This window comes from Desulfosoma profundi (genome assembly GCF_055387865.1).
In genome coordinates this window covers 69980-94591 of the sequence record NZ_AP042420.1, presented here as the reverse complement: position 1 = coordinate 94591, position 24612 = coordinate 69980, and the positions used below count along the sequence as shown (strand labels likewise).

The following is a 24612-nucleotide window of genomic DNA, read 5'->3' as shown; positions in this document are numbered from 1 at the left end:
GAGTCGAAAAGACCGACGGTGACAATCGGAAATAAAGGAGGCGGATATAATGAATTCTGGACAGCATAGTAGTCTCTCACCTTTATTCCGTTCAGTTATTTTCATACTATCTCTGTTTTTCTTTGTCTGTAAACCTATGTTAGGCAATGGGAGCACGGTGTTGCCTCTTTCACAATGTGCAAATATATCCAAGGAAGATATCTGGAGCCCTAAGCTCGCCGGCGACGAATTTCAATTCGGCGGCACTGACCGGCATGCCGTTTATTGGCGGCTTGCGTTGCCGGTTATCGACCCAAGTCAATATCCAGACGCTTATTTCGAGCTCAGGGGCGAGTTCCCTCACGCCTCATATTTTTCTTTTCACGTCAACGCCCGAAACACGAAGTTTATCGATAAATTGACCGACTTCGAAATCGTCCCTGAGCCTGGCTCTAAAAATCCGTTTCAAGGGGACGGTCAATACAGACCTGGAAATGTTTACAGGGTAAAGATAGTGAACAAACAAATGCCAGGACAGGGAAGAGAAATCAATACACTTTATCTGAAGAGCTCTCAGATACAGGAAGAAAAGTATGTTATAATTATGTATCGCATTTATGAACCTGTCGATAACAAAGATGGGACATTTTCACTGCCAGAAGTTTTTTTTATATGGCCTCAGCAGACGCAAGATTCTATACCTTCAGACGTCTGTGGCCACTTTCAACCTAGAGGAGCGGTACCGGAGTTTCTTTTTTCTCTGGAGAAACGACTCGACAAAAGGTCTCAAAGGCTGGAACAACGCACAGGTCGCTCGACCCCCTTTTACCGTCCCCCCAACCCTGTAGAGTTTATTGTTGGGGATAATTATTTGGGCATGATTCGCCACGCATTCCCCATAGTTCCTGATTTTCTTGCGAAGGAACATCCAACGGGGGCAAATATGGATACCCGGTATCTGGCGGGTTTTCTGGATCCCTCCTTTGAGGCAGCGGTTTTGCGCTTTCGGCCCCCGACTGTAAAGGAGCAGGTGCGTTATTGGTCTGTGGGAATTTACCAGCCTTTTAACGGTCTGATGTACGCGCGGGCGGTTGTGAGTCATAAGGAGTTACAACGAGATCCTGACGGCTATATCACCATTGTTTTCACCGCAGAAAAGGACAAACGGGCATCACTTTTCGATCCCATTTCCCGGCAACCCTCAGGCGGAAAATATAATTGGCTTCCCTATGGGGGGAGTTATCCTCTTGTGTGGTTCAGGTACCTTGTACCGACTCCAAGCTTCGAAGAATCCCTTCTCAATTATAAAGGCCCTCCTTATGATGCGCTTGCTGTGTGCCGCCACATGAAAAGTTACTACCCGTCGGTCCGCTACATGACCTTAAAAGAGTTGGACGCTCATCTACGGTCTGAAACCCTTTCAATTGCGGTCCCCAAGGAAAGCTGCAATTACCGTTCTGAACAGAGGACACCTTGATGCCGGTTTGGACGAGAAAGGGGTCGACGCTCACAGGGATGCCGCTGTCTTGGGACGTGTGATCTCCTTGAAATAGAGCCGCTTCTGTGAAGGCTCCATGGCGTGGAGTCATTTTTCAATGAGAGCCTGACTTATGGTTCGGATCTCGTGGGCTTGTTTCAATAAGGCCGGTTGGGGAGCGGGTTCCGTCGTTTCTGGAGACAGAGGTGTCCATGGCACGTGGCCCCATTCAGATGGAGAATGGAATTGTGATACTCCTTAAACCATGAGATTACGTCGATGCATGAAACTGTCTTACCGAAGATATCATTTTGAATTGACGTTTTTTAAAGCTGGAGGTCTGCCACCAAATTTTCATCTGGCAGGGGCAACGACTCAGATGTTGGAAGGTCGGCCTACGCCGTTTCGATCTACGGATTCAGGTTGATCGTGATGCCACACCCCATCCGCCGCAGTGTTGTCCTCGTCGGGGCGGCCCCGTGGTCGTCCTGATACCGGGCTGAGCCCCAATCCCATGAACCGCACCGACCCCGGGCAGCCACGGGGGACTGCCTTTACGGGGTTGTCGTCGAGGCCGGTATCGCTACCCCAATATGACCCCAAAACAACAGAGCAATAGTGGGAAGGGCACGGATTCAAGATACTTTCAATGATCCGGCCCATCTCCCAACTCCTTGAAGAAACAGGGATAACATCTCCATTTTGTTTCAGAAAGTTATGCGCCAATGGCCGCCGTGAGAATTCTCTCGAGAAACAGCGTCGACGGACGAACGAGAGCAACTCAACAGAGAGTTCGGGGAGGAGAGGGGTTTCGATAGGGGCAGGTACCCGTTGTGGCGTCACTGAGAAAGGCCCAGCAACCAGTGGTTTAGAGAGCATCGGCTGGGAGTGACGTGGAGGGATTATCGAGTAAACGGGTTCGGCGTATGGAAGATGCACTTTCATCGGGATAAACACCGTTTGTCGAATACGGCTTCTAAAAATAACAGAACACGGATAGAGGAAGATGGTCAAAAAAGTAAAGTATTTTGCCAAATTTGCCGATTGATTAACCAACCCGGGAAAATGAAACAAACCCGTTTGGTAAGATCAGGATGAGGGGGAAAAACACCGCCGTGGAAAGGTTGTGCGGCCGATGGCGCTCTTAAAGAGGCCAGCATTTTTCTTAGCGGTGCTAGGAGTTTGTTTGGCGCTTCAGGGTTGTCCCTCTGAGGACCCTGTTCGATTGGGTTTTGTGGGGCCCTTGACCGGGCGGTTTTCAGAGCTCGGGGTTCATGGGAGAAACGGGGCCATTCTGGCTTTGGAAACGGTCAATGCGAATGGGGGGGTGAATGGGCGGCGTGTGGACCTCGTTGTTGAAAACGATCAAGGCACCGTCAACGGCGCTCTGGACGCGGTTAGACGACTGATAGCACAGGATATCCATGTTTTTCTCGGGCCCATGACGAGTACGCAGGCCGCGGCGGTGCTCCCAGCCGTAGAGGAGGCGGGAGGGGTGTGCGTCAGTCCCACGGCGTCCTCCCAGACGCTCGATGGCAAAAAAGACGCTCTGTATCGTCTAGCGCCATCAGACCGTTTTCAGGCTGAGGTGTTGGCGAAACGCATGGTTTCGGACCGGCGCATCAAGACGTTATTGATCCTCTGGGACGAGGACAACGAAGCTTTCTCCAAGGTGTACGCGGAGAGCGTCGCCCAGGCCTTCAGCCGTCAAGGGGGTATTGTTGTCGGACAATATGCGTTTCGATCTTCATCTCAGGGCTTCTGGAATCGACTGACGGTGCCTATCGGCCACATCGGCCCGGATGGGCTGCTGGTGGTGGCGTCGGCAAAGGATACCGCGTCCTGGTGCCAGAGCCTGGCCAGGCAGGGTGTGCGAGTGGCGGTGTTTGCTTCCTTTTGGGCCCGATCACCTGACCTGCTCCTCTATGGCGGTCGCACTGTGGAGGGCGTGGAAGTGGTCGGGCCCATGGATTTCGGTGCGGTGTCACCGATGATGCAAAATTTTGTGGAGGCGTATCGCCGACGGTTCGGAAAAGATCCCAATCACGCTGCCGTGTTCGCCTATGAAGCGGTACTCCTGATCCAGCACGCTCTGGCCCAATCCCTCGCCTCCCATCGTCCCCTTCGGGACACCCTCATTGCAGATTACAACATTGTCGGCCCCACGGGGCCGTTGAAACTGACCGACTGCGGAGATCGAATCCTTCCGTGCGTTGTGGAGACAGTTTCAGGAGGCCGCTTTGTCGCTGAATGACGCAGGAGCAAGGGGATGAAAAGCGCACCATTGGCGTCTATTGTCCGATCGCAGATGGGTCCCAAGATCTTTGGCTTAGGCCTCACAGTGGTCTTCATCGGAGCCCTAATAGTGGCCTCACAGCAGATCCAGACAGTCCGTCATCACCACCGGCAGATGATTCGTCCATTCATGTCCTCGTTTGCGGCTTATCTTAATCACGCAACAGTTATTTTGAACATTTTCGCATCCGTGGATTTTTGGAAGCCACGCCACGGACCCGGTTTTTCCCTCCCGGTGCAGCAGTCTATATCCCCTTACTTCGATCGCATAGTCATTGCCGATGCCACGGGCCTTGTCGTGGCATCTTTTCCCCATGGGGCCGAAGGGACGGATATTTCTGGATTCCTCACCGGCATGTTGGCTGATCCGTCCCGGCGCATGGAGGTTTTCGGCCCGTATGTGTCGGGAGAGTCGGGAAAGACAACCATACACATTGCAGTCAGGGTACCGTCCGGCGGCTACGCGTTGGGAGAATTAGACCCTTCGGAGCTTCAGCGCTATGTGGATTCCTTGGTAGATGCGGACGGTTCCCAAGACTTGGCTTTCGTCCTCGACCGTTACGGCAACGTGCTGGCTCATCCGGAACGGGATCTCATGGCCCAGCAGGCCAACGTGGGACATCTCGACTTCGTGCGCCGGGTTGTGTCGGACAAAAAGAACGTTGTGACGGTGATGCGGCTCGGGATGACGTGGCATCTACTTACGGCGGGGTTTATGGAAGATCAAGGTTGGATCGTCTGTGTCGCCACTCCCATGGAGCGCATCCTGGCTCCCGTGGCTCGGACGTCGGCGGTCGCCGTGGCACTGCTTTTTCTTTCTGTGCTCATCATGCTCTCATCGGCCAGAAAACAGGTGGATCGGGTGGTGAGGAAACCCCTGGAACGGTTCTCTCAGGCCTTGGAACAAGTTGCCAGTGGCCAAGAGGCCGCCGTGAACCGCTTGGAGCCGTGTGGTGTGGCCGAACTGGATGGTGTGATCGGGGCCATGAAACAGATGGCCGATACCGTGGCCGCGCGAGAACAGGAACTGCGCGTGGCCTTACAGGCTCTTGAGCAAAGCAACGAGCAGTTGGAGGAAGCCATTGCGCAGGCGAATCGGTTGGCCATGGAGGCTGAAGTGGCGAACCAAGCCAAAAGCTTGTTTCTCGCGAACATGAGCCATGAAATCCGCACGCCCATGAACGGCATCTTGGGAATGAACCGCCTCCTTCAGGACACTCCTTTGAATCCCATCCAAAGAGAATATGTGGAAATCGTTCAAAAGAGCGCCGAAGCCTTGCTTGCGCTTCTCAATGATATTTTGGATTTTTCGAAAATCGAAGCGGGGAAGATAGAGCTTGAGCACGTCGATTTCGATCTTCGGGCTACGGTCGAGAGCGTTGTGGAAACCTTGGCGGTGAAAGCCCATGAAAAGGGCTTGGAACTGGCGTGCTTGGTGGATCACCGCGTTCCGCGGCACCTTCGGGGCGACCCCACCCGGTTGCGTCAGATCCTCCTGAACCTTGTGGGGAACGCCTTAAAGTTCACGGAAAAAGGCGAAGTGTTTTTAACTGTCGTTCAGGCTGACTTTCCCAAGGCTTCATCGGGGAAGGTCACCGTGCGTTTCGCTGTTCGGGACACGGGGATAGGGATTCCCAAAGATCGGCTTGATTCCGTTTTCCAGTCCTTCTCCCAGGGGGATTCATCCATCACGAGAAAGTACGGCGGGACCGGGCTTGGCTTGACCATTTCCAAGAGGCTTGTGGAAATGATGGGAGGAGTCATGGGGGTGGAAAGCGAGCTGGGCAAAGGATCCACGTTTTGGTTGACCGTACCCCTGCAAGTGGGTGAGGAAAAATCCCTGGAAACGAAGCCTCGCCTGGACCAAGCCCTATTGAGTCGAGTGCATACAACACGAGTTTTGGTCGTTGACGACAACGCCACCAACCGGTTCGTCGTCACGGAGATGCTGCGGCTGTGGGGCTACAGTTATGACGAAGCCTGTGACGGACCATCGGCCTTGCAGAAGCTCAAGACGGCCCGCAAGGCCGGTGCACCTTTTTCGGTGGTTGTTTTGGACATGCAGATGCCCGGAATGGACGGAGAGACCGTGGCCCGGGAAATTCATGACGATCCCGAACTGTCTGAGACCCGATGCCTTCTGCTGACCTCAATGGTGTCGCCGGGCTTGCTGGAAAGACTGAAAAAAGAGGGACTCTTTCAAAAAATCTTGACCAAACCCGTTCGCTATTCCAAACTTTATAACACCTTGTTGTCTTGTCTCGAACTTGGTGACATTGACGCTCCCGAGCGGCCCGAAACGACGGAATCGATCGAGCCATCGGCACATGGAGTGCAACTGAAGGTTCTTTTGGCCGAAGACAACCCGGTCAATCAAAAAGTCGCAGTGGGCTGCCTTTCCAAACTGGGCTGCGACGTCGATGTTGTCGGGACGGGCAAAGAGGCGCTTGAGGCGCTCCAGCGGCAATCTTACGACCTGGTGTTCATGGACGTCCAGATGCCCGTTCTGGACGGGCTGGAAGCGACCCGGATGATCCGAAAAGGCCTTGTCCAGGTGCAAAATCCTCATGTGCCCATCATCGCCATGACGGCCCATGCGCTCCAAGGTGATCGACAAATGTGCCTCAGTGCGGGCATGGACGACTATGTCTCCAAACCGATCCGCTTGGAAGACCTCCAAGCCGTGATCCAACGACAGCTCCATTGCCGCGACCGAGGGGAATTTGCCCCCGATCCCCAAGCCGCCCTTGCACCTTCCGGCGTGGCCGCGTGCGGAAACGCCGAACGCGATGTCTTTGATTGGGACGAACTCGTGGACCGTTTAGCGGGCGACATGGATCTTTCGTGGGAGGTTCTCTCCGAATTTGTTGAGGAGCTGCCGCGGCGCCTTGCGGAAATCGAAGAGTCTTTATGCGCGGGGGACTGGGCTTTAACGAGGCGTTTGGCCCACACTTTAAAAGGGGCTGCAGCTAACCTCTCGGCCCATCGCCTCAGTGAATCGGCTCTGGCCTTGGAGCGGGCTGCGCAGGACGGCAATACAAAAGAGATCGAAGAACTTTATGCCGTCTTGAGAGAACAAGCGGACCGACTGGCCGCAGCTGTGCATGGCGTAGGGGCATCCTCCGAGGCGGTAAGCTTCTAGATGGAGGGAAAGGGGGCATGAGGGTCTTGGTCGCGGATGATGACATGACCACTCGCAAAATGTTGGCGGCCATGTTGTGCAAATGGGGATACGACGTTTTGGCGGTGGATTCCGGAACCGCCGCATGGGAAGCCCTTCAAAGAGACGATTCACCACGGCTGGCTGTGCTTGATTGGGTCATGCCCGGAATGGACGGAGTGGAAATCTGCCAGAAGGTGCGTCAGGTCATTCCCAAGGACCGCTACCTTTACTTAATCCTGCTGACGGCCAAGACCAGCCGCCAAGAGATCGTCTCGGGTTTGGAGGCTGGCGCTGACGATTATATGATCAAGCCGTTTGATCCCAGCGAGCTCCAAGTCCGCGTGGGGATCGGACGACGCATTATCTCTCTCCATGAGGAACTCGTGGCAGCGCGGGAAGCCCTGCGTTTTCAGGCGACGCGGGATCCCTTGACTGGGGCGTTGAACCGCGGCGCTGTTCTCCAAAGGTTGTCGGAGGAATTGGACAGGGCCTCAAGAGATGAGCACCCAGTGAGTCTGCTCATGATGGATATCGACCACTTCAAGAAAATCAATGACACTTATGGACACCTCGTGGGGGATAAAGTCCTGAAAGAAACGGTCAGACGCATTCAGGGCGTGATTCGATCCTATGACATCGTCGGGCGATTTGGGGGAGAGGAGTTCCTGGTGGTCTTGCCACACGCGGGCGAAGAGATCGGCGTGAGCGTGGCGGAAAGAATTCGGGCGGCCGTTTCCGCGGAACCCATTATGGATGGAGCGGCATGCGTTTCCGTGACCCTGAGTGCGGGCGTGGCGACAGCCCCTAAGACCAAGGCCGTGGATATTCTCATCCAAGCCGCCGATGAGGCTCTTTACCAAGCCAAGCGAACGGGACGAAACCGGGTGTGTACGGCTTCGGTTCTGCAAGCTGCCTGATTAGGGGTCGCGCCGACGGGGGCTTGGCGTCCAACAAGGATTTTCTGTGTTGAAGACGGAACTGTGAGCCCCCCGGCGGATGGCCGCAACTCGCGGGAAAGAAAAAAACCCGGGCCGAGCCGTCGGCGCCGGGTTTTTTCTTTCCCGATTTTCGAGAGAAATCGCGATCAGTGGCCGGAAGGGCTTTTCCCGCCTCCTTCAACAACGGTCATCCATTTTTCCATCGCCTCAACGCGGGCGTCGTATCCTTGAATGCCCAAGAGTCGAGCGCCCTGGAAATTGGGGAGCACGGTTTTGTAAACTCCCGCCAGTTCCTTTTCCTTTTGAGCCACGGCGGCCACGCCTTCCCGGGCGGCTGTTTCCAGAATGGGCCGAAGGGCGTTCAGGGCTTCTTCCGGACTAGTGAAAGGTTTTCCGACCAAAGCGCGGGCGCCGTCAGCGTTAGCGGGGATAAAGCCGTAGCCCGGCACGGCCGAGCCGATAAAACCCCACAACCGGCCCTGACAAAGCCCCAGGCCGCCTTTTTCCGCCCGAAAATAATAGCGAGACGGGGTCGCAAACAAGACGAGTGAACCGACAATGAGAATTCCAACGAGGATCGCGAAGCCTTTGAAGAGGAGATTGCGGTTGATTCCAGAGACTACAATGCGCTTGTCGCCCGTGCCCTGCATAGCCGTCCTCCGTGTTCTGAGCCTTACCGCCATAATGGATGGAGCCGAAAACGCAAGCCAATCTAGTCAAGGTGCCAGGTCCAGTCAAACACTTTGTCCCGCTCCCATCGTTTTTCTTAAAGCTTCCGAGGCCATCTTTTCGCCGTACCAATCGATTTGTCGGCAGATGCCTCGGATGATCTTCACCTCACGAGCCTGCAGGCCGATGCGGCTGAAAAATCGGCGCAGGCTCCGCATCCAATAATCGGGATTTTCCGGGTTAACGAAGTGGATCTTGGCCAGCGTCTCGCGCAAATGCTCGTACATGGCTTCCAGTTCATAGCTCGTCGCCAGTTTAGGCGTAAAAGTCGCCGGGGGTTCTTCGAGAGCGCGGAAGATTTCATAAGCCATGATCATGACGGCTTGAGCCAGGTTAAGGGATGCAAAATCCTTTGATGTGGGAATGGTGACCAGCGCATGGCAGAATTTCAATTCCCGGTTGGCGAGCCCGCGATTTTCAGGGCCGAAGAGAATGGCCGTTTGGTTGTGCCGGCTGATCTCAACGACTTTGCGGGCCATTTCCCGGGGATCCATCACCGTAGGTCGGTGTGAACCTGTTCTGGCCGTGGTTCCGATGATATATTGAAACGGCGCCAGCGCCTCACGCAAATCTTCATAAACCTCCATGTCCGCCACCACATCCTCGGCGGCATGAGTGGCCATCTTGAGGATCCTGGTGAGGTCGCAGTCCAGCGGGTCGACGACGATGAGGCGGCGGATCCCCATGTTTTTTGCCGCTCGAGCGGCGGCCCCGATGTTTTCCGGAAAATGGGGGCGGTGCAAGACGACGGCGATATTGTCTAATACGGCGCGCGAGGGTTCCATAGTTTGGTGCTTCGCTCCCCTTGCAACGGAAAAGGATTTGAAAAGGGTTTTCTCAAACGAAATCCCATTATAAGTTTTCGGCGCGAGGATGCAAATGCGCTATGGGTCCATCCACGAAGGGGGAGGCCATGGGATCGGGAAAAATACGGGAGTCCGTGATTGCCGGGACTTGGTATCCTGCCAACGCTGACAAGCTTCGCAAGGAAATCCAAGGATATTTGAAGAATGCGTCCGTCACCGCATTGTCGGGTCGTCTGGTGGGATTGGTCGCCCCGCATGCGGGCTACATGTATTCAGGGCCCGTTGCGGCCTATGCCTACAAGATGTTGGAAGGCAAGTCCGTCAAGCGCGTTCTGATCATGGCGCCGAGCCACCGAGCCTATTTCAACGGCGCAAGCGTGGACGATGTGGGAGGTTATCGGACGCCTTTGGGTGTGGTGCCGGTGGATCGACCTCTGGCAGAGCGGCTCATGGCCCATACGGACGTTTTTTCCCATGTCCCCCAAGCTCACGCGCAGGAGCATTCTCTGGAAATCCAGCTTCCGTTCCTCCAAGTGGTCCTTGGGGACTTTCACCTGACCCCCGTGCTGATTGGGGATACCAGTCTCGACGGATGCCGGACCATTGCCCGAATCGTCGCGGAAGCCATTGGAGAGGACCAGGTTTTATTGATCGCCAGCACAGATCTTTCCCATTACTACGCCTACCAAGAAGCGAAGAAGTTGGATGCTCGGGTGATCGAACTCGTGGACCGATTCGATCCCGAAGGACTCTTCGACGCATTACGCCGGCGCGAATGCGAAGCATGCGGCGGGGGGCCGTTGGTGACCACGCTGCTTGCCGCTCGACAATTGGGGGCGACCACCGCTCGGGTGCTGCACTATGCCAACTCGGGGGACGTCACGGGGGATGTGCGCGGCGTGGTGGGCTACATGGCGGCCGCCCTGGTCGATAACCCCGGAAAGACCCAAAAGGAGATCCAGGGGAGAGCCACTGAGCAGAAAAGTGGGGAGGTGAGCCTTTCCGAGGAGCATAAGACGATCCTGCGCAATATCGCTCTCCAAGCCATCCGGTGGAAGCTCTTGGGGACCCCGGAGCCGGTCTATGAGGGGGAGGCGCCCGAACTATGGGAAAAGCGGGGGGCTTTCGTCACGCTGCACAAGCAGGGAACGCTTCGGGGCTGCATCGGCTATGTGGAACCCATCAAACCGCTCTGGGAAACCGTCAAAGACGCCGCTGTGCAGGCCGCCTTTTCCGACCCGCGGTTCCCCCCGCTTCGTGCCGATGAGCTGGATGCGCTCCATTTGGAGATTTCAGCATTAAGTCCCTTAGAGCGGATTCAAGATCCCATGGACTTTACCATCGGCCGCCATGGCCTTGTGGTGCGCAAAAGCTACCACAGCGGATTGCTCTTACCCCAAGTCGCCTCGGAACACGGTTGGAGTAAGGAAGAGTTTTTAAATTGGACATGTAAAAAAGCCGGCCTGGCCCCTAAAAGTTGGAAGCAGCGGGAAGTGGAAGTCTATCGATTTTCCGCTGAAGTGTTTTAGAAAGGCGTTTTTTCTCTCGGAGATGACCTCCATATCCAGCATGATCGTGGGAGGGTCCTGAGGGAAATCAGCGGTGAAAGGAGGTGGCTGTGGGGGAGGTTATCGCGCTGCATGAAAGGCGGCGCAGAATTCGAGCTCGTCGTGCCTTTTCTCTCTGGGAAAAGCATTTCCATCGACTCTTCGATGAGAGTACGGCGGTGCGGGATTTGCCGGATGCGGTTTTGGCCGTCCTGATTCAGCCGGGAGAACAATCTACCCGACTGTTGCAGTCCTTGGTGGTGAAGATTTTAACAGGGGATGAAGCGGCAGATTTGGAGGGACTGCCTCCGAGCCGGAAAATTCAGGCCATCGACGTGACCCTGCTTCTGGTAGATCAAATTCGCTTTGAATGCATGCGAAGGTTGGGATGGGTGGAGTCGGATCCTCGTGCGGAGATTCCCATTGTCGATCTTTTGGATCAGTATGTGAGCGGCGAAGTTACCGGTCCGCAGTTCACGCCCGGAATCCACCCCCATCACCCCTTGTATGCCGAATATCAAAAGACCTTCGCCGGCGACCAAGGAGCTTTCGTGAGAAAACTGATTCCTCGGGCCATTGAAGAATTCTTCCGGCGAACCAAGAGTTGAAAGGATGTCCATTAGGGAGCTCGGCACCCAACGTTTTCGCCCTAAAAGGACGTCACGGCTTTCAACATGATCGATCATGGGCTAATGGCCTTCGGGTTTTAGGGCGAGCAGAATGGCGGCGCCGATGAGGAAAAAAAGGAGCAAGGAAAGAATGGCGGGCCGCGGTGTGCCGAAAAAATCCCTCAACACTCCGAAAACAAAGGGACCGAGGATCGCCGAGAATTTCCCTCCAATGGCGAAGAATCCGAAAAATTCCGCACTCTTTTCCTTCGGGATCATCCGGGCAAAAAGAGAGCGGCTGAGGGACTGGCTGCCCCCGAGGACAAAACCGACAACCCCGGCGAGGATCCAAAAATGGGCAGCCGATCGCATCCAGTAGGCGAAGAGCACGACGCCGCACCAGATGAGCAGACTGTGGACAAGGACGCGTCGCGTGCCGAACTTTTCAGCGGCTCTGGCCAGGAGGGCGGCCCCTGGGAACGCAATCCACTGGGTGAGGAGGAAAGCGCCGGTCAGGGACGGTGTGGACAAGCCGAGCTCCGTCGCGCCGTAGACGGAGGCCATGGTGATCACCGTTTGGATGCCGTTGTTGTAAAAGAAGTAAGCGATCACCATTGCCGCCGCTCGGCCGTGGGAACGGAGATCCCTCCACAGGGCCATGGTGGATGGCTGCCTCAGGGGCTCGACCTCTGGGGCGCGGGGGGGATTGGACGGGAGCCACAGGACACAGGGCAGCGTAAAGACGGCCCACCACAGGCCCACGGTAAAGAAGGCAAACCGGACGACCGGCTCGGTGGCGTCCAGGCCGATCCACCGAGGCTGGTGAAGCCACACCAAGTGGACGGCCAGCAACAGTCCGCCTCCCACATAGCCGTAGGCATAACCCAGGCCGGAGAGCCAATCTTGCTGATGTTCGGGAACGATGTGAGGAAGAAAAGCGTTGTAGAAAATTTCGCTTGCTGAAAAGCAGGCATAGGCCACGATAAACACAAGAAGAGCCCGGAAGACGGTGCCGGGCCGGGCGGAAGCCAACACAGTTGTTGCCGCGGCTCCGCAGAATGCCAAAACAAGGAAAAACGGCTTTCGCTTTCCATGCATGTCCGCCCATCGACCAATCCACGGTGCGATGACGGCAACACAAAGAAGGGACGTGGAGACGGTATAACCCCACAGGGAGGCCGCCTGGGTTTGCCAACGAAAAGGCCCGACACCGATGGGTATCCCGTCGGGGGGCATGACAACCTTGGCGAAGTAGACGGGGAAAAGCACGGCAAGGATACTTGTGGCGAAAGCGGAATTGGCCCAGTCGTATAGACACCAGGCGCCTTGCGCCTTGGTTTCGGGAAGCAGTCGCCGCATCAGCGTTTTCAAGGAAGGCCCTCATGCCCAAAGAACGTTTTCACATGCTTCTCGCCAGGGAAGCCGCCCGCCTTGTTTGTTCACAAGACCCGCTGAATCTGGACGGTGAATCCTACCTGCTGGGATCCATCATGCCGGACACCCTGTTCTACGACGTGCCTCATATGCGGCTGTCGCGATTAGGCCGGCGGCTTCACCGGTTCCAGGGCGATCCCGGGGCGTTGGCGTGTCGTCGATTCCTGGATCAACTCGATCCGCAAGATACGAAAGCCCGCTCTTGGACCCTAGGCATGTTAACACATTTCATCGCCGATGCCTTCTGGCATGGATTGGTGAACCATTACAGCGTGCCGCCGTTTTGGCCGTGCCGGTACTACCGGCTCAAGGCTAGTTCCTGCCATTTCTGGCTGGAAAGCCAATTGGAAGCCCATTGGATTCCTCTCGTGGGCACGCGGGACGGTTTCCGCAAGATCCTCCACCGAATCCGCACCGTGCTCTGGCGCCGGCATCCCGGGCCGGTTCTCTTCAAGAACTTCGTTCAATCGACCTTGGACGTCGCTGGACCGTCGGAAAAAGCCCTCAGAAAATGCCTCTTTTGGCAGGCAACTTTGCTGGGTCTCTTTTCGGATCCGCCGGGTGACGGGCTCCATGAGCGATTGCTCCACAGCCGCTGGGGACGTCCCTTGGGGGCGCTCCTTGTGCCCAGGGCGTCACGTCTCCCGGAACTTATGGCAACGGCGCCGGACCTTCCCGAGTTCCATTTGGGATTGCATCCCTTTGATGGAAAACTCCTTGCACGGTCCGTGTTCGCCATCGCGGTCAACCTCAGGGATGCCCGTCGAGCGGACGCTCTGGGGACCTGAAGTCTTGGAGGGTATTTCTGAGAGAGGGCCCGCGTGGCTCAGGCCCGGCCGGCGGCTTCGTGGCCCGCCCTTTGGCGGTGTTGTCTCGAGTGACCTACGGGCGGGCCCGTCGAGGACGGTGTCCTAATGAACGGCCTGGCTGTCGGCATGGACGCTCTCTATCGGCTCGAACCGGGCAATCAACCGATCGACCACGGCCTGAACCGCCTTGATGAACGGTGATGCCGCTTGGGGGTCTTCCATCACCGGCTTGCCTTGGTCGCCCCCGGAAACCACCGCCGGGTCGAAAGGCAAAGATCCCAAAAACTCGATGCCCATGAGTTCGGCGGTTTTCTTGCCGCCGCCCGTGCTGAAGATGGGGATGAACTGCCGGCAATGGGGGCAGTAGAGCCCGGACATGTTCTCTACCAAGCCGGCGATCTCCAGCTGGACCTTCTTGCAGAAATTGATGGATTTCCGAACATCGGCTAAAGCGACCTCCTGCGGCGTGGTGACAATCACAGCTTTGGCATCGGGGATGATTCGAGCGATGCTCAACGGTTCGTCGCCCGTGCCCGGAGGGCAGTCCACCACGAGAAAATCCAGATCGTTCCAGGTGCAGTCACTGATGAACTGCTGGATCACACCATGTTTCAGTGGCCCACGCCAGATGACGGCGGAATCTGTGTCTTCCAGCATGGACTCGATGGAGACGACCTTCAAATTGGGGCTGTATTCGTGGGGGAGGATTTCCTGGTCCTGCGAAACCCGAAGGAGCCCGTGGAGTCCCAACATCTTGGGGATACTCGGTCCGTGGAGGTCGATGTCCATCAAACCCACTTGATAACCTTTGTGAGACAAAGCCAGGGCGAGGTAGACGGCCACACTGCTCTTGCCCACACCCCCTTTGCCGCTCATGACAATGATTTTGTTCTTGATCCGTGCGAGCTTGCACGCCAGGATCTCGTCTTTGGAGCTCTTCTTTCGGCTTTCGCACGTGGAACAGGATTTGCCATCGCACGTACCCATAGCGTATTCTCCTTATTTGCAAGGGATCTGGAAACCGGCGCTAAAGTAAAGTGAGCCGTCGGGATTGTCAACGCACACGGAGGACCCCGCGGGGATTCCCCGCAATAAGAAGGAGGCACCACAATGTTGGAAAAAACTTTGGTGGAACAAACCAAGCAAACGGCGGCGAAACTGTTTTCCGGGCCGGTGCGGCTGAAAGTTCCTTATGAATTGTGGAAGGAATTCGATCCGGGACTGGCCAGAGATCTTTCCCTTTTCATCACCGGCAACTTGTATTCCCGAACCGTCCTGTCCCTCCCCGAAAGACAAATGGTGGCGGTGGCCGCTTTAGCCGCACTGCAAAAGCCCGACGAACTGCGCATCCACCTCCACGGAGCGCTCAACGTGGGGGTGAAACCACGCCAATTGGCGGAGGCCATCTTCCAAGTTGGGGTTTATGCCGGATTTCCCGCGGTCAATGCAGCCCTTGCTGTGCTCAAAGATGTGCTGCTGGAACGGGGTCAATGGCCCTCGACTTCCGGTGAGAACTCCTGAGATGGGCTTCTGGAGTTTGTCCCGTGCTTGAGGCCCAAGGCACGAGTGATGCCGGTCCTTGGGGAACCTGAACACACGGTTCTTCTGAACATCCGGTCTGGCGTGTCACCTCGCCCGCTCACAGGGTGTACGGCCCGACGGCCCAAGAAAGGCGGGTCCGGGCGATCATCGGAGCGGCGAGGGTGGAAAGTGAGCAGCGCCGGACGACTGTTCGCGGGCACATTCTCAGGACGCTCGGTTGCATCATCGTTTTGAATGACTACATTACGCGCGGTCGTCCTCACCATGAGGAAAAGATTTCGAGTTCCAGTGGAGGTTGTTCTCATGCCGATTTACGAATACCGATGTGAGCAGTGCCGGTACGAATTTGAAAGCTTTGTGTGGTCGCGGAACGATGAAGACGGAATCACATGTCCTCGGTGTGGATCCCGGGACATCAAAAAGCTGCTCTCCTCCTTTGCCAGCAAATCGCCGCTTTCCAGCGTATTGGGGAGCGGATGCGGTACCGGGGGATTCAGCTGAGCACAGTAATTCGGGCCGGTAGGTTATCGGTCGAACGAAACGCTCCCACCGGAAACAAAAGGTGGGGAAAGGTGATTCCATGGACACTGATCTCTTGTGGGTAGCCGGTGCTTTCGTCCTTTGGATCGTCCTCAACAAATGGATTTTGCCGAAATTTGGCATCCAGACGTGAATGTCGGATGCTTGCGAGATAGGTCAATCTCGCACGAAAGAAAAAGAGAACTCGGGCCCGTAGGGGAGGCGCAGCGGAAGACGCTGTCAACGCAAGGGGCCGGTGACAATCCATAACCCTATGAAATCCCGGACAAAGTTAGTCCAGTCTGCTGAGCGCCACGCTCCCGCGGTTTTGTGTCAGCCAAGGGAGCGACGTTTTTTGCTGAGGTTTTTCAGGCGCAGGATCCCAGCCGCAACGGCAAGGCACCCGACGAGCCCACCCAACACGTAGGCGAAGGGTTTCCAAATTTGATGCCACGGGTATTCAGCCAACAGCAAGATGGAGTGCCAGACGCGGACAAAGAAATTGGCTTGGGGAATATCCGTGTTGCTCACAAGATCCACGACCGCCAGGGTCGTCTCCCCTGCCTTCAGGAAGGCGCGTCCGAGAGGCTGTCCCTTTTCGATCGGGGCGGTGATTGCCGCAGGGACGTCCATGACCCACTGCACCCCTTGGGCTTTCTCCTTTTTGACCACTACCGGGGTGGTTTCCTTGAAATAGAGGGAAGCTTGCCGGACAGCCCCTTTCCACACCTTGACCACCGCCGCCGGTTGGTTCGGATTGGGTGGGGGGATAAAAGCGTAAAGCCTATAGCCGTGATTCAGCAGCGCGAGCGCCTCTTTTTCCCTGACGCCGGGATTCGGTGCCCCCATGACCACGGCAAGTAACCTGAGTCCGTTGCGCTGTGCCGTGGCCATGAGATGGTAGCCGGCGTCGGCCACGAAACCTGTTTTCAGCCCGTCAACGGAGGTGTCTTTGAGAAGGAGGCGGTTTCGATTGGGCTGGGTGATGTCGTGGTAGGTGTATTCCGTCATGGAATGGAAGCGGAGGCTCTGGGGAAATCGGCGCAAATACGCCGTGGCCAGGGCGGCCATATCCCGCGCTGTGGTCACCTGTCCCGCAGCAGGCAACCCGTGGGGATTGAGAAAACGGGAGCGGGTCATTCCCAGTTCGTGAGCTTTTTGGTTCATGGCGCCGACAAAGGCCTCTAACGAGCCATAGATGTGTTCGGCAACCGCCACGCAGGCATCGTTTCCGGAAACGACCGCGATGCCTTTGATAAGCTCTTCGAGAGGAATCTTATTGCCCAATTCTACAAACATCTTGGACCCGCCGGTCTGCCAGGCCGATTTGCTGATATAGACGGGGTCGGTCAGCTTGACATCGCCTTTCTCTAGGGCCTCGAAAACCAAGTAAAGGGTCAGGACCTTGGTGAAGGAAGCCGGAGCGATGGGAGCGTCGGGATTCTGTTCCAGAAGGGTTTCTCCGTGAGTGACATCGACGAGCATGGCCGAAGTGGCGTTGACGGTCAGAGGAGAGTCCCCGGCGCTGAACGCCGAGGTGGCGGCGACGAAAACGGACACAAGGATCCAGACCAAAAAGCCAGGGTGGATGGCCTTGAGAGAACGCACAGGGCCGTTTGGCATCATGAGCAATGTCTCCTCCTCGAGATCCATTGGATTCGGCGAGTCTTCGGTAGAGCGTCGTGAGCCGCGACACTCTTAGCAGTCCGAAGGGTCAAATTCAAGGGGCAGGGGGCAAAGCTTTCTGGAGATGCTCAAAAGTTTGTCCCAGAACTCCACGTCCTGGCTTAACCACAGCAAATCGTGTTCAACGGCGTTAGCGGAGGCTCCACGACAAGAGGTGCCGCCCGGGTTTTTGCCCGGGCGGGTGTATCTTCGGCTATGGACAATCCGATAGGCTGGTCAGGACGGACCTACAGGCGGGGTTGCCAACTTTCCAGGTCGGTAAATTCGGACACCGAAGGTTCTTTCGGTTTTTGCTCCAACTTGTTCAAAGCGCTGATAAAGGCTTTGGCGCTGGCCAAAACAATGTCTGTGGCCACTCCTCGGCCTTGAACCATTTGCCCGCTTTCTTCCAGGTGCACGTTCACTTCGCCCAACGCGTCTGTTCCCGACGTGACCGCATTGACTTCGTAACGGACCAGCTTGGGAAGCCGCTGCGTCATCTTGCAAATGGTCTTGAAGGCGGCATCCACGGGTCCCTGACCGAATCCGGCGTCTTGGCGCACCTGGCCGTCGATTTCCAGTTGGACCGTGGCGTTGGGCACCGAGATGGACCCAGCCGAAACGTTCAGGTACAGCAGCCGGTACCTTTGCGGCGGGGCGAGGAGCGTTTCATCCAGGAGGTTCTCGAGGTCCGACATGTAGAGATGCTCTTTGCGTTCGGCCAGCTCCATGTACGCCTGATGACATTGCCGGATGGCGTCATCGTCCACCGCTAGTCCCATCTGATGGAGCCGTTGGCGGAAGGCTTCCAAAGGCATGTCTTTGGCGATGGGTTGAGCTGCCTCCTCCAATCCAAGCTGACAAGGATCCATAATCTGATATGGAGGTTGGGCGGATTCGTCACCGAGCTGGGGTACAGTCGTCTCATAGATGAAGGCATGGGCACCTACCACCGGCTTATGCACCTGAAGAGTAATGCCGGTGAGACGTTTGACCAAACGGCACGTGGGGCCAATCTGTGTCGTATCCGCTGAGATCTCCAAGGGATATTGGTCTTGCCGCGTTTTGAGGATCGCGATGAGTTCCTCGAGTGGCGTATTACCGGCGCGTTCGCCGATGCCGTTGATCGTCCCGTGGATTTGTGTCGCACCGGCTTCAATCGCCGCTAAGGAATTGGCCAACGCAAGCCCGAGGTCGTTGTGGCAGTGAATGCTCAACTCGATTTCAGACTGGTCGCCGAGGGCCGCTTTCACAGACCGGAAGAGTTTTGCGACTTCAGACGGCGTGGCATAGCCGACCGTATCTGCAATGTTGATCACCGTGGCCCCGGCATCCGCGGCGGCTTTGACCATGGCGATGACATCCTCCGTGGAGGCACGGAAAGCGTCCACCAAGGAGAATTCAACTTCTGCGGACTTCTCTTTGGCCAAACGCACGGCCTTGTGGGCGAGCTCTAAGGAGGCCTGGAAGTCCCGCTTGAGGTAATGCTTGCGATAAAAGGGCGATACTGGAACGAAGGTATGAAGCCGAGGCCGTGCACATGAGTCGAGGGCACGCATGGCGACATCGAAATCCACCGGATTCGTCGCCCGGGCTAAGGCGGCAACAACCGGTCCGGAAACCGTTTGCCCCACCTTCCGAACCGCTTCAAACTGCGCTTCTGACGCCGCAGGAAAACCGGCTTCGATGACATCCACACCCAGTCGAGCCAATTGGACGGCCAAGCGAACCTTTTCGGGAACGGTGAGCATGGTTCCGGGTGATTTTTCCCCATCGCGCAAGGTCGTGTCAAACAGGCGAATGGCGGGCATCGGTTTCCTCCTCATCCAGATGGTGGGTGGCCTCCTTGTGCAGGTCACATGTCATAGCTCGACCGATAGTGGCAGCCCCAGAGCGCTTTTGTCAACATGTTTGCGAACATGAAAAAATGTTACTCCGGGAATGGTTGGCGCACTAGATTTCGGTTGCATTTGGAAATTATGTGTGTATAGTGTGCGCGTTTAACGCGCCTCCGTTTATGGCGTTTGGCTGGAAGCATGCGGTTAAGAGCCGAGTGCGGTTCCCCCCCATGAATTGGAGGTTTTTTGTTTTGTTAACCCTCAACAAAGGGATTCCCATGACGTGAGGAAGCGAAAAAGAAAATGAAATCACTCGGAAAACACCTCATCGTGGAGCTCTATGACTGCGACTTTGACCTCATCAACGATGTCTCCCAGGTGGAGAAAATCTTGGTTGAGGCGGTCGCCATCTCTAAGGCCACCATTGTTCAACCCGTTTTTCATCAGTTTTCGCCACACGGTGTGAGCGGCGTGGTTGTGATCGCCGAGTCGCATTTCACCATTCACACGTGGCCCGAGTACGGCTATTGTGCTTTGGACATCTTCACGTGCGGCGAGCTGATCGACTCGGATGCTTCCTTAAACTACCTGCAGAAGGCATTCAAGGCAGGCAGCCTCTCCGTCATGGAGATTAAGCGAGGGGTGTTGAATCTGCCGGCGGATCGATTGAGACACAAGCCGTGATGGAAAAACATCAGGGCCGTTTGTGGTTTCGCGAACTGGCAAGCAGCGGGGAGGAAACCGCCTATGCGTGCCGGGGAGTGCTCTACCACGGGCGGTCCCGATATCAGCAGATCGACATCGTCGACACGGAGATGCACGGCGTTGTCCTCTTTCTTGACGGGGTGGTGCAGTCGGCACAGAAGGACGAGTTCATCTATCATGAGGTGCTTGTGCATCCCGCCGTGTGGAGCCACCCTGCGCCCCGAAGCGTGCTCATTATCGGGGGAGGCGAAGGGGCCACGTTACGTGAGGTGTGTCGCCATAAAGAAGTCCAGCGCGTTGTGATGGTCGAAATTGATGGGGAGCTGGTGGACATCTGCAAACGCCTGCTTCCCCAATGGCATCAGGGCGCCTTTGACGATCCTCGGGTCGAGTTGGTCATTGGCGATGGCAGGGCCTTTGTGGATGACGCTGAGGAACTCTTCGACGTCGCGGTGCTGGATCTCAGCGATCCCATGGATCAGAGTCCGGCGGCCCTGTTGTTTACCAAGGAATTTTACGAGAAGGTGGCCGCCCGATTGACTCCTTTGGGATGTCTCGCTGTGCAAGGGGAATGCATCAGCCCGCAAAAGGTGGCTGCGCACGCCCGCATTGTCAACACACTCAAGCGCGTTTTTCCTGTCGTCCATCCGTGTCCCTACAGCCTCCACAGTTTTCATCGGCCCGATGCCCACATCTTCGCCACGAAAAACCCTCGATGGTCCATCGCCGCCGTGGTCGAACGAGCCCGATCCACCGGGCTGGCGCTGCGATATCTAAGTCCGACCATGATCGAAACCCTTTTTGCCGTTCCTCCCTATCTTGAAGAGGCCTACGCCGTTCATTGTGAACCGTTGACGGACGCCGGACACCACCTGAGCACCGAAGACCTCTTGTAGAAGACGACTCAGCCCGGTCGTGGCCTCTGAGGAATCCCGGGGAGACACCTCCCCCGGGACAAGGCTCAATGCAGGATGGAAGGAGGACTCTGATGCCTATTTACGAGTATGTGTGTTTACGCTGCGGAAAGAAAACCGAGGTGATCACCTTCCGCGTCTCCGAAGAGATCCACGCCCGGTGCCGCCATTGCGACGCCGAAGAGCTGAAACGCATACCGTCCCGGGTGCGGGTACGCCTTTCGGAAGAAACGCGATTGGAACGGCTTGCGGACCCTTCCAGATTCGGGGCTTTGGATGAGAACGATCCCAAGAGTATGGCCAAGTTCATGAAGGCCATGACCCACGAGATGGGCGATGATTTTGATGAGGATGTGGACGCCCTGATGGAAGAGGCTATGGAAGAGGAAGCTTCCTCCAAGGAAGAATCCGCCGGGGAGTCCTCCGGCGACGCCGCTGATGAAGACGGTCTGTGACCCCTCGTATGCCCGCGATCCGAGCCCCCACATACTGGAACACTGTGGTTTTGTCCCATCAAGACGGGTGGAGTCTCTTGGAATTGATCCACCATGAATGTCTCATGGAGGCTCGGGAGGCTCGGGATTTGGTGGAGTTTGGATCGGTCCATGTGGGGGGACGGGTGGTCCGCAACCCGGCTCATCCGGTGCGGATCGGCGATGAGGTCCGCATATACTGGCCATGGTCTGGGATTCGTCGGTTTTACGAACTGGATCCCGCCCGCATCCTTTTCCGGGATGCGTGGATCCTGGCTTATGACAAAGAAGCCGGGATTCCCACCCAACCCATGCCTGCCGATGCATACAACAACGTGTTTGAAGCGGCCAAGCGCTGGCTGGCCAAAGAAGGGGCCGAGGATCCCTATGTGGGGCTTCACCATCGGCTGGACCGGGAAACCAGCGGGGTCTTGGTGATGACGATTTCCCGCGGAGCCAACAAAGCCCTCGGCCGCGCCTTTTCGGAGCATCGGGTGGAAAAGGACTACCTGGCTTGGGTTCTTGGAGTGCCCGAATGGGATGAGAAGCTCGTGCGTGCGGCCATCGGACGGGGGCAGGGAAAATATCGCGCGTCGTCACATGTTCCGGGAAAGTCCGCCGAAACACTCATCAGGGTTGTATATCGCAGCTCGGATCGCAGTCTCGTGCATGCCGTACCGCGCACAGGACGCACTCACCAAATCCGGCTTCACCTCGCCCATGTGGGTTTTCCCATTCTGGGCGACCGCATTTATGGCGGGCCGAATGCCGCCGGTGCCGCCCCTCGACTCCTTTTGCACGCATGGCAGTTGAAATTTCCCCATCCCAACACCGGACAATGGATCAATCTTCAAGCCCCTCTTCCCGACGGGTGGCCTCCTGGGCCGGATCCAGCCATTCCAGGCTAAGCGCCCGCCGCAAGTCCTCGATTTCGGCGAGTTGGCCTTCCGCGGATGCAGCAATGTGCTCCAGCAGCGCGAGAGCGCGGCTGCGCTTGTCTTCCTCCATTTTGCCTTGCTGTAAGAGGTGTCGAAAATCCATGTGAGCCATGCGTGCTCTGACGTGAAAGCCTTCAAAAAGCTGGGCGAGGGCGACATCCAACAACTTGTGGAGGTACTGGTAGCGGAAGTTCTGACGGTAATCGCGAAAGGCATAGATCAGTTCGGCTCGTGTTTCCTCTTTCACCACCTTGACGGCTTCCAGAAACGTCTCGCTGTGGTCTTCCAAAGTCTCCTGGACGTGCCTTCTTCCCAGGCGTTTTTTCAAGGAGGAAAGGAATCGATTCAGGCGCCCCAGCCCGAACTTCATGAGAAGCACACCTCGACCCAGGGCGTTCTCATCCAAAAAGCCGCTGAACGCGGGAGGGGAAATATGCTCCCACTGAATCCATTCTTGCTTTGGGCTTTCGCCCGACTCAGGCACCGTGACACCCAGCGTCTGCAGGGACCGGTGATATTCTTCCAGGGCACTCAAGAACAAGGACCAAAAAGCTTGCGAGGCTTCATGGAGCCGTTGTTTGAGATAGCTTTCCTGTTCTTTGGCGAATCGGATCGTTTCCACGTTGATTCGATCCACGAGAAACACGGAAAGGGAGCGGCGAAACTCCATATAAAAACTGTGGAGCTGGCGGACGACCTTGCGAGGATCCCCCAAGTCTTTGGCAGAAGAAGGCTCCACCGGGTAGTGGTCCACCAGGCGCAGGGTCTCCTGCACCACCGGCCCCGAGGAGAGGTCAAAAAATGTTCCGACCGCTTTGTCCAAGTCGCTTTTCAGACTTTCTCGCAATCCCCCGATGGCGTTTTCCAGTGTGCTCAAGGTCCCGATGAGCTCTTCCTGCCTGCGCTGAAGGTGTTTTGCGGATTGTTCCAGATGGTTCAGATCTTTTCCGAGAAGCTGCTTTTTCGTCCGGCATGTTTCCCCCAGGGTTTGCGCGACGACGGCCAATCGGCCGACTCCCGTGCTGAAAAGGACCCGGGTGCGTTGCGCTCCCACGCGTTCGGCGAGTTCTCTTTTTAAGTCGTCAAAGCCCAGAGCGTGCGGGAACCGAAGAGAACCATCCTCCCGCCACATCTGCAAACGCAGGGCTTCCCGGGAAGACGGCTGAGGCGGGTCCTCCTCCAAGAGGTGATACAAAGCTGAGAAGGCATACACGCGAGGGTTTGGGACGGTCCAACTCAGTTCCTTGGAGAATCGATCGACGGACGCGTGAATGTCGTCCTTATCGCGGTGCGTGTCCAGGTCGAGGTTGAGCACGAACAATGTCTGGGGGATCATGCGCAGGGTTTTGATAAACTCCAGGAGTTTCAGATCCGCGTGCCGAAGTCCTGTGCGGCTGCTGACCACGTACACGATGAGATGGCTTTTCAGAAGGTACTGCTGGAGGAGCGCGAAGTGGAGAGGATTTGGGGAGTCGCTCCCCTGACAATCGGCGATTTCCACGTGGTCACCGATCCACGGCGCCGGGAAGTGGATTTCCACGTCCTTGAGATAGACCGCGCAGGATTCCACACCCACGAAATCTTGATGCCGATCCACGGAATTCTCGTCGAAGGTGAGTCTTCGGGGCTGGTCCCTCAAAAGGTCCCGGACCTTGGGAAACCCCTCCAGGTAGGCGTGTGCCATGATAAAGGGAGCATTTAACGAACCACGGTTGGACTGCAATTCTCTCTGGACTTCCGCCAGTTTTTTTCGAAGACGATCTCTATGGGCTTTTTTCGTGAGATCCCAGCTGGTGGTGAGCGAATGATCGCCTTCTGTCATGGGCAGCATGGATACGGCCCCGGTGATTTCCTGGTGGACTTCGCCCCAACTCTTGAATTCGATCCAGCCGCCTCGAACTTCGTTGGATCGGATGCGGGTGATGAACGATGTGATGATCCCCGCGCCCCTTTTCAACAGATCCCCCCCCAACAGGGCGTTGATCAGGGTGCTTTTTCCGGACTTGACGGATCCGGCGACGGCGATGCGCACGAGAGGGTCTTGCAAGGCCCGGCGGACAAGATCCAAATGATCCCGCCAAAGGTTCTCTTGAGCCGTGTCGGTCAGTCCTGCCTCCGCCAGTCCGTCCACGGCCTGGCGAAGCGTATGCTCCCTCAGTTCAATGCTTTTCTTGAATGCTTGATAATCGTTCATGGGACTCCAAGGTCGTTTGCCAAAAGCTTGAATCTCTTC

The 24612-nt window shown here is 56.4% G+C and carries 21 protein-coding genes; 13 read left to right on the top strand and 8 right to left on the bottom strand.

Going from position 1 to position 24612, the window contains the following annotated elements:
* Nucleotides 1-49 precede the first annotated feature (49 nt).
* A complete protein-coding gene (locus ACZ5K9_RS00325) occupies nt 50-1456 on the top strand; it encodes a hypothetical protein (RefSeq protein WP_464272451.1) in 1407 nt (468 codons plus the stop codon).
* A gap of 375 nt (nt 1457-1831) precedes the next feature.
* Here the strand turns inward: ACZ5K9_RS00325 and ACZ5K9_RS00320 are convergent, their stop codons facing one another.
* The gene (locus tag ACZ5K9_RS00320; RefSeq protein WP_464272450.1) at nt 1832-2119 is read right to left on the bottom strand and encodes a hypothetical protein; all 288 of its coding nucleotides are present in this window, start codon (nt 2117-2119) and stop codon (nt 1832-1834) included.
* A 523-nt stretch (nt 2120-2642) separates the two neighbouring features.
* Between ACZ5K9_RS00320 and ACZ5K9_RS00315 the strand changes: the two genes are divergently transcribed.
* Genes ACZ5K9_RS00315 through ACZ5K9_RS00305 form a run of 3 tightly spaced genes read left to right on the top strand, consistent with a single transcriptional unit; the run spans nt 2643 to nt 7831 of the window.
* Nucleotides 2643-3710, top strand: a complete 1068-nt coding sequence (locus ACZ5K9_RS00315; protein WP_464272449.1) for an ABC transporter substrate-binding protein — start codon at nt 2643-2645, stop codon at nt 3708-3710.
* A gap of 15 nt (nt 3711-3725) precedes the next feature.
* Nucleotides 3726-6893, top strand: coding sequence for a response regulator (locus ACZ5K9_RS00310; RefSeq protein ID WP_464272448.1), 3168 nt, complete (start codon nt 3726-3728; stop codon nt 6891-6893).
* A gap of 17 nt (nt 6894-6910) precedes the next feature.
* On the top strand, nt 6911-7831 hold the full coding sequence (locus tag ACZ5K9_RS00305; RefSeq protein ID WP_464272447.1) for a GGDEF domain-containing protein: 921 nt from the start codon (nt 6911-6913) through the stop codon (nt 7829-7831).
* A 167-nt stretch (nt 7832-7998) separates the two neighbouring features.
* On the opposite strand, the gene ACZ5K9_RS00300 is transcribed toward ACZ5K9_RS00305, so the two are convergent.
* Nucleotides 7999-8502, bottom strand: a complete 504-nt coding sequence (locus tag ACZ5K9_RS00300; RefSeq protein WP_464272446.1) for a hypothetical protein — start codon at nt 8500-8502, stop codon at nt 7999-8001.
* Nucleotides 8503-8586: 84 nt separating this feature from the next.
* Complete coding sequence (locus tag ACZ5K9_RS00295) at nt 8587-9366, bottom strand: RNA methyltransferase (RefSeq protein WP_464272445.1); 780 nt, start codon at nt 9364-9366, stop codon at nt 8587-8589.
* A gap of 128 nt (nt 9367-9494) precedes the next feature.
* On the opposite strand from ACZ5K9_RS00295, the gene amrB reads away from it, so the two are divergent.
* Nucleotides 9495-10916: an AmmeMemoRadiSam system protein B gene (gene amrB / locus ACZ5K9_RS00290; RefSeq protein WP_464272444.1), complete on the top strand. Its 1422-nt coding sequence runs from the start codon at nt 9495-9497 to the stop codon at nt 10914-10916.
* Nucleotides 10917-11005: 89 nt separating this feature from the next.
* Nucleotides 11006-11542: a hypothetical protein gene (locus ACZ5K9_RS00285; protein WP_464272443.1), complete on the top strand. Its 537-nt coding sequence runs from the start codon at nt 11006-11008 to the stop codon at nt 11540-11542.
* 81 nt (nt 11543-11623) lie between these two features.
* Here the strand turns inward: ACZ5K9_RS00285 and ACZ5K9_RS00280 are convergent, their stop codons facing one another.
* The gene (locus tag ACZ5K9_RS00280) at nt 11624-12913 is read right to left on the bottom strand and encodes an MFS transporter (RefSeq protein ID WP_464272442.1); all 1290 of its coding nucleotides are present in this window, start codon (nt 12911-12913) and stop codon (nt 11624-11626) included.
* Between the two features lie 11 nt (nt 12914-12924).
* On the opposite strand from ACZ5K9_RS00280, the gene ACZ5K9_RS00275 reads away from it, so the two are divergent.
* Nucleotides 12925-13764: a zinc dependent phospholipase C family protein gene (locus ACZ5K9_RS00275; protein ID WP_464272441.1), complete on the top strand. Its 840-nt coding sequence runs from the start codon at nt 12925-12927 to the stop codon at nt 13762-13764.
* Nucleotides 13765-13887: 123 nt separating this feature from the next.
* On the opposite strand, the gene ACZ5K9_RS00270 is transcribed toward ACZ5K9_RS00275, so the two are convergent.
* Nucleotides 13888-14772, bottom strand: coding sequence for a P-loop NTPase (locus ACZ5K9_RS00270; protein WP_464272440.1), 885 nt, complete (start codon nt 14770-14772; stop codon nt 13888-13890).
* Between the two features lie 123 nt (nt 14773-14895).
* On the opposite strand from ACZ5K9_RS00270, the gene ACZ5K9_RS00265 reads away from it, so the two are divergent.
* Nucleotides 14896-15306, top strand: coding sequence for a carboxymuconolactone decarboxylase family protein (locus ACZ5K9_RS00265; RefSeq protein WP_464272439.1), 411 nt, complete (start codon nt 14896-14898; stop codon nt 15304-15306).
* A gap of 324 nt (nt 15307-15630) precedes the next feature.
* The gene (locus tag ACZ5K9_RS00260) at nt 15631-15828 is read left to right on the top strand and encodes an FmdB family zinc ribbon protein (RefSeq protein ID WP_464272438.1); all 198 of its coding nucleotides are present in this window, start codon (nt 15631-15633) and stop codon (nt 15826-15828) included.
* Nucleotides 15829-16179: 351 nt separating this feature from the next.
* Here the strand turns inward: ACZ5K9_RS00260 and ACZ5K9_RS00255 are convergent, their stop codons facing one another.
* Both ACZ5K9_RS00255 and ACZ5K9_RS00250 read right to left on the bottom strand, forming a co-directional pair.
* On the bottom strand, nt 16180-17472 hold the full coding sequence (locus tag ACZ5K9_RS00255; RefSeq protein WP_464272437.1) for a D-alanyl-D-alanine carboxypeptidase family protein: 1293 nt from the start codon (nt 17470-17472) through the stop codon (nt 16180-16182).
* 287 nt (nt 17473-17759) lie between these two features.
* Nucleotides 17760-19322, bottom strand: coding sequence for a 2-isopropylmalate synthase (locus ACZ5K9_RS00250; protein ID WP_464272436.1), 1563 nt, complete (start codon nt 19320-19322; stop codon nt 17760-17762).
* Between the two features lie 330 nt (nt 19323-19652).
* Here ACZ5K9_RS00250 and speD point away from each other — a divergent pair, with 330 nt between their 5' ends.
* The 4 genes from speD to ACZ5K9_RS00230 all read left to right on the top strand — a co-directional run bounded on the left by speD (nt 19653) and on the right by ACZ5K9_RS00230 (nt 22349).
* Nucleotides 19653-20033, top strand: coding sequence for an adenosylmethionine decarboxylase (gene speD, locus ACZ5K9_RS00245; protein WP_464272435.1), 381 nt, complete (start codon nt 19653-19655; stop codon nt 20031-20033).
* Entirely contained in the window at nt 20033-20950 is a 918-nt protein-coding gene (locus tag ACZ5K9_RS00240; protein ID WP_464272434.1) for a fused MFS/spermidine synthase, read from the top strand. The genes speD and ACZ5K9_RS00240 overlap by 1 nt, the downstream gene beginning before the upstream one ends.
* A 92-nt stretch (nt 20951-21042) precedes the next feature.
* The gene (locus ACZ5K9_RS00235; protein WP_464272433.1) at nt 21043-21423 is read left to right on the top strand and encodes an FmdB family zinc ribbon protein; all 381 of its coding nucleotides are present in this window, start codon (nt 21043-21045) and stop codon (nt 21421-21423) included.
* Nucleotides 21420-22349 (top strand): RluA family pseudouridine synthase, encoded by a 930-nt coding sequence (locus ACZ5K9_RS00230; RefSeq protein ID WP_464272432.1) that lies wholly within the window; start codon nt 21420-21422, stop codon nt 22347-22349. Before ACZ5K9_RS00235 ends, ACZ5K9_RS00230 begins: the two co-directional genes overlap by 4 nt.
* On the opposite strand, the gene ACZ5K9_RS00225 is transcribed toward ACZ5K9_RS00230, so the two are convergent.
* Nucleotides 22285-24573 (bottom strand): dynamin family protein, encoded by a 2289-nt coding sequence (locus ACZ5K9_RS00225; RefSeq protein WP_464272431.1) that lies wholly within the window; start codon nt 24571-24573, stop codon nt 22285-22287. The genes ACZ5K9_RS00230 and ACZ5K9_RS00225 overlap by 65 nt on opposite strands.
* Nucleotides 24574-24612 lie beyond the last annotated feature (39 nt).

What these genes read in the sequence shown, in the direction of transcription:
- ACZ5K9_RS00300 (WP_464272446.1), bottom strand. Translation starts at nt 8,502, where the DNA reads ATGCAGGGCACGGGCGACAAGCGCATTGTAGTCTCTGGAATCAACCGC.
- ACZ5K9_RS00325 (WP_464272451.1), top strand. Translation starts at nt 50, where the DNA reads ATGAATTCTGGACAGCATAGTAGTCTCTCACCTTTATTCCGTTCAGTT.
- ACZ5K9_RS00305 (WP_464272447.1), top strand. Translation starts at nt 6,911, where the DNA reads ATGAGGGTCTTGGTCGCGGATGATGACATGACCACTCGCAAAATGTTG.
- ACZ5K9_RS00265 (WP_464272439.1), top strand. Translation starts at nt 14,896, where the DNA reads ATGTTGGAAAAAACTTTGGTGGAACAAACCAAGCAAACGGCGGCGAAA.
- ACZ5K9_RS00310 (WP_464272448.1), top strand. Translation starts at nt 3,726, where the DNA reads ATGAAAAGCGCACCATTGGCGTCTATTGTCCGATCGCAGATGGGTCCC.
- speD (WP_464272435.1), top strand. Translation starts at nt 19,653, where the DNA reads ATGAAATCACTCGGAAAACACCTCATCGTGGAGCTCTATGACTGCGAC.
- ACZ5K9_RS00225 (WP_464272431.1), bottom strand. Translation starts at nt 24,573, where the DNA reads ATGAACGATTATCAAGCATTCAAGAAAAGCATTGAACTGAGGGAGCAT.
- ACZ5K9_RS00255 (WP_464272437.1), bottom strand. Translation starts at nt 17,472, where the DNA reads ATGATGCCAAACGGCCCTGTGCGTTCTCTCAAGGCCATCCACCCTGGC.
- ACZ5K9_RS00295 (WP_464272445.1), bottom strand. Translation starts at nt 9,366, where the DNA reads ATGGAACCCTCGCGCGCCGTATTAGACAATATCGCCGTCGTCTTGCAC.
- ACZ5K9_RS00235 (WP_464272433.1), top strand. Translation starts at nt 21,043, where the DNA reads ATGCCTATTTACGAGTATGTGTGTTTACGCTGCGGAAAGAAAACCGAG.
- ACZ5K9_RS00320 (WP_464272450.1), bottom strand. Translation starts at nt 2,119, where the DNA reads ATGGGCCGGATCATTGAAAGTATCTTGAATCCGTGCCCTTCCCACTAT.
- ACZ5K9_RS00260 (WP_464272438.1), top strand. Translation starts at nt 15,631, where the DNA reads ATGCCGATTTACGAATACCGATGTGAGCAGTGCCGGTACGAATTTGAA.
- ACZ5K9_RS00240 (WP_464272434.1), top strand. Translation starts at nt 20,033, where the DNA reads ATGGAAAAACATCAGGGCCGTTTGTGGTTTCGCGAACTGGCAAGCAGC.
- ACZ5K9_RS00270 (WP_464272440.1), bottom strand. Translation starts at nt 14,772, where the DNA reads ATGGGTACGTGCGATGGCAAATCCTGTTCCACGTGCGAAAGCCGAAAG.
- ACZ5K9_RS00250 (WP_464272436.1), bottom strand. Translation starts at nt 19,322, where the DNA reads ATGCCCGCCATTCGCCTGTTTGACACGACCTTGCGCGATGGGGAAAAA.
- amrB (WP_464272444.1), top strand. Translation starts at nt 9,495, where the DNA reads ATGGGATCGGGAAAAATACGGGAGTCCGTGATTGCCGGGACTTGGTAT.
- ACZ5K9_RS00275 (WP_464272441.1), top strand. Translation starts at nt 12,925, where the DNA reads ATGCCCAAAGAACGTTTTCACATGCTTCTCGCCAGGGAAGCCGCCCGC.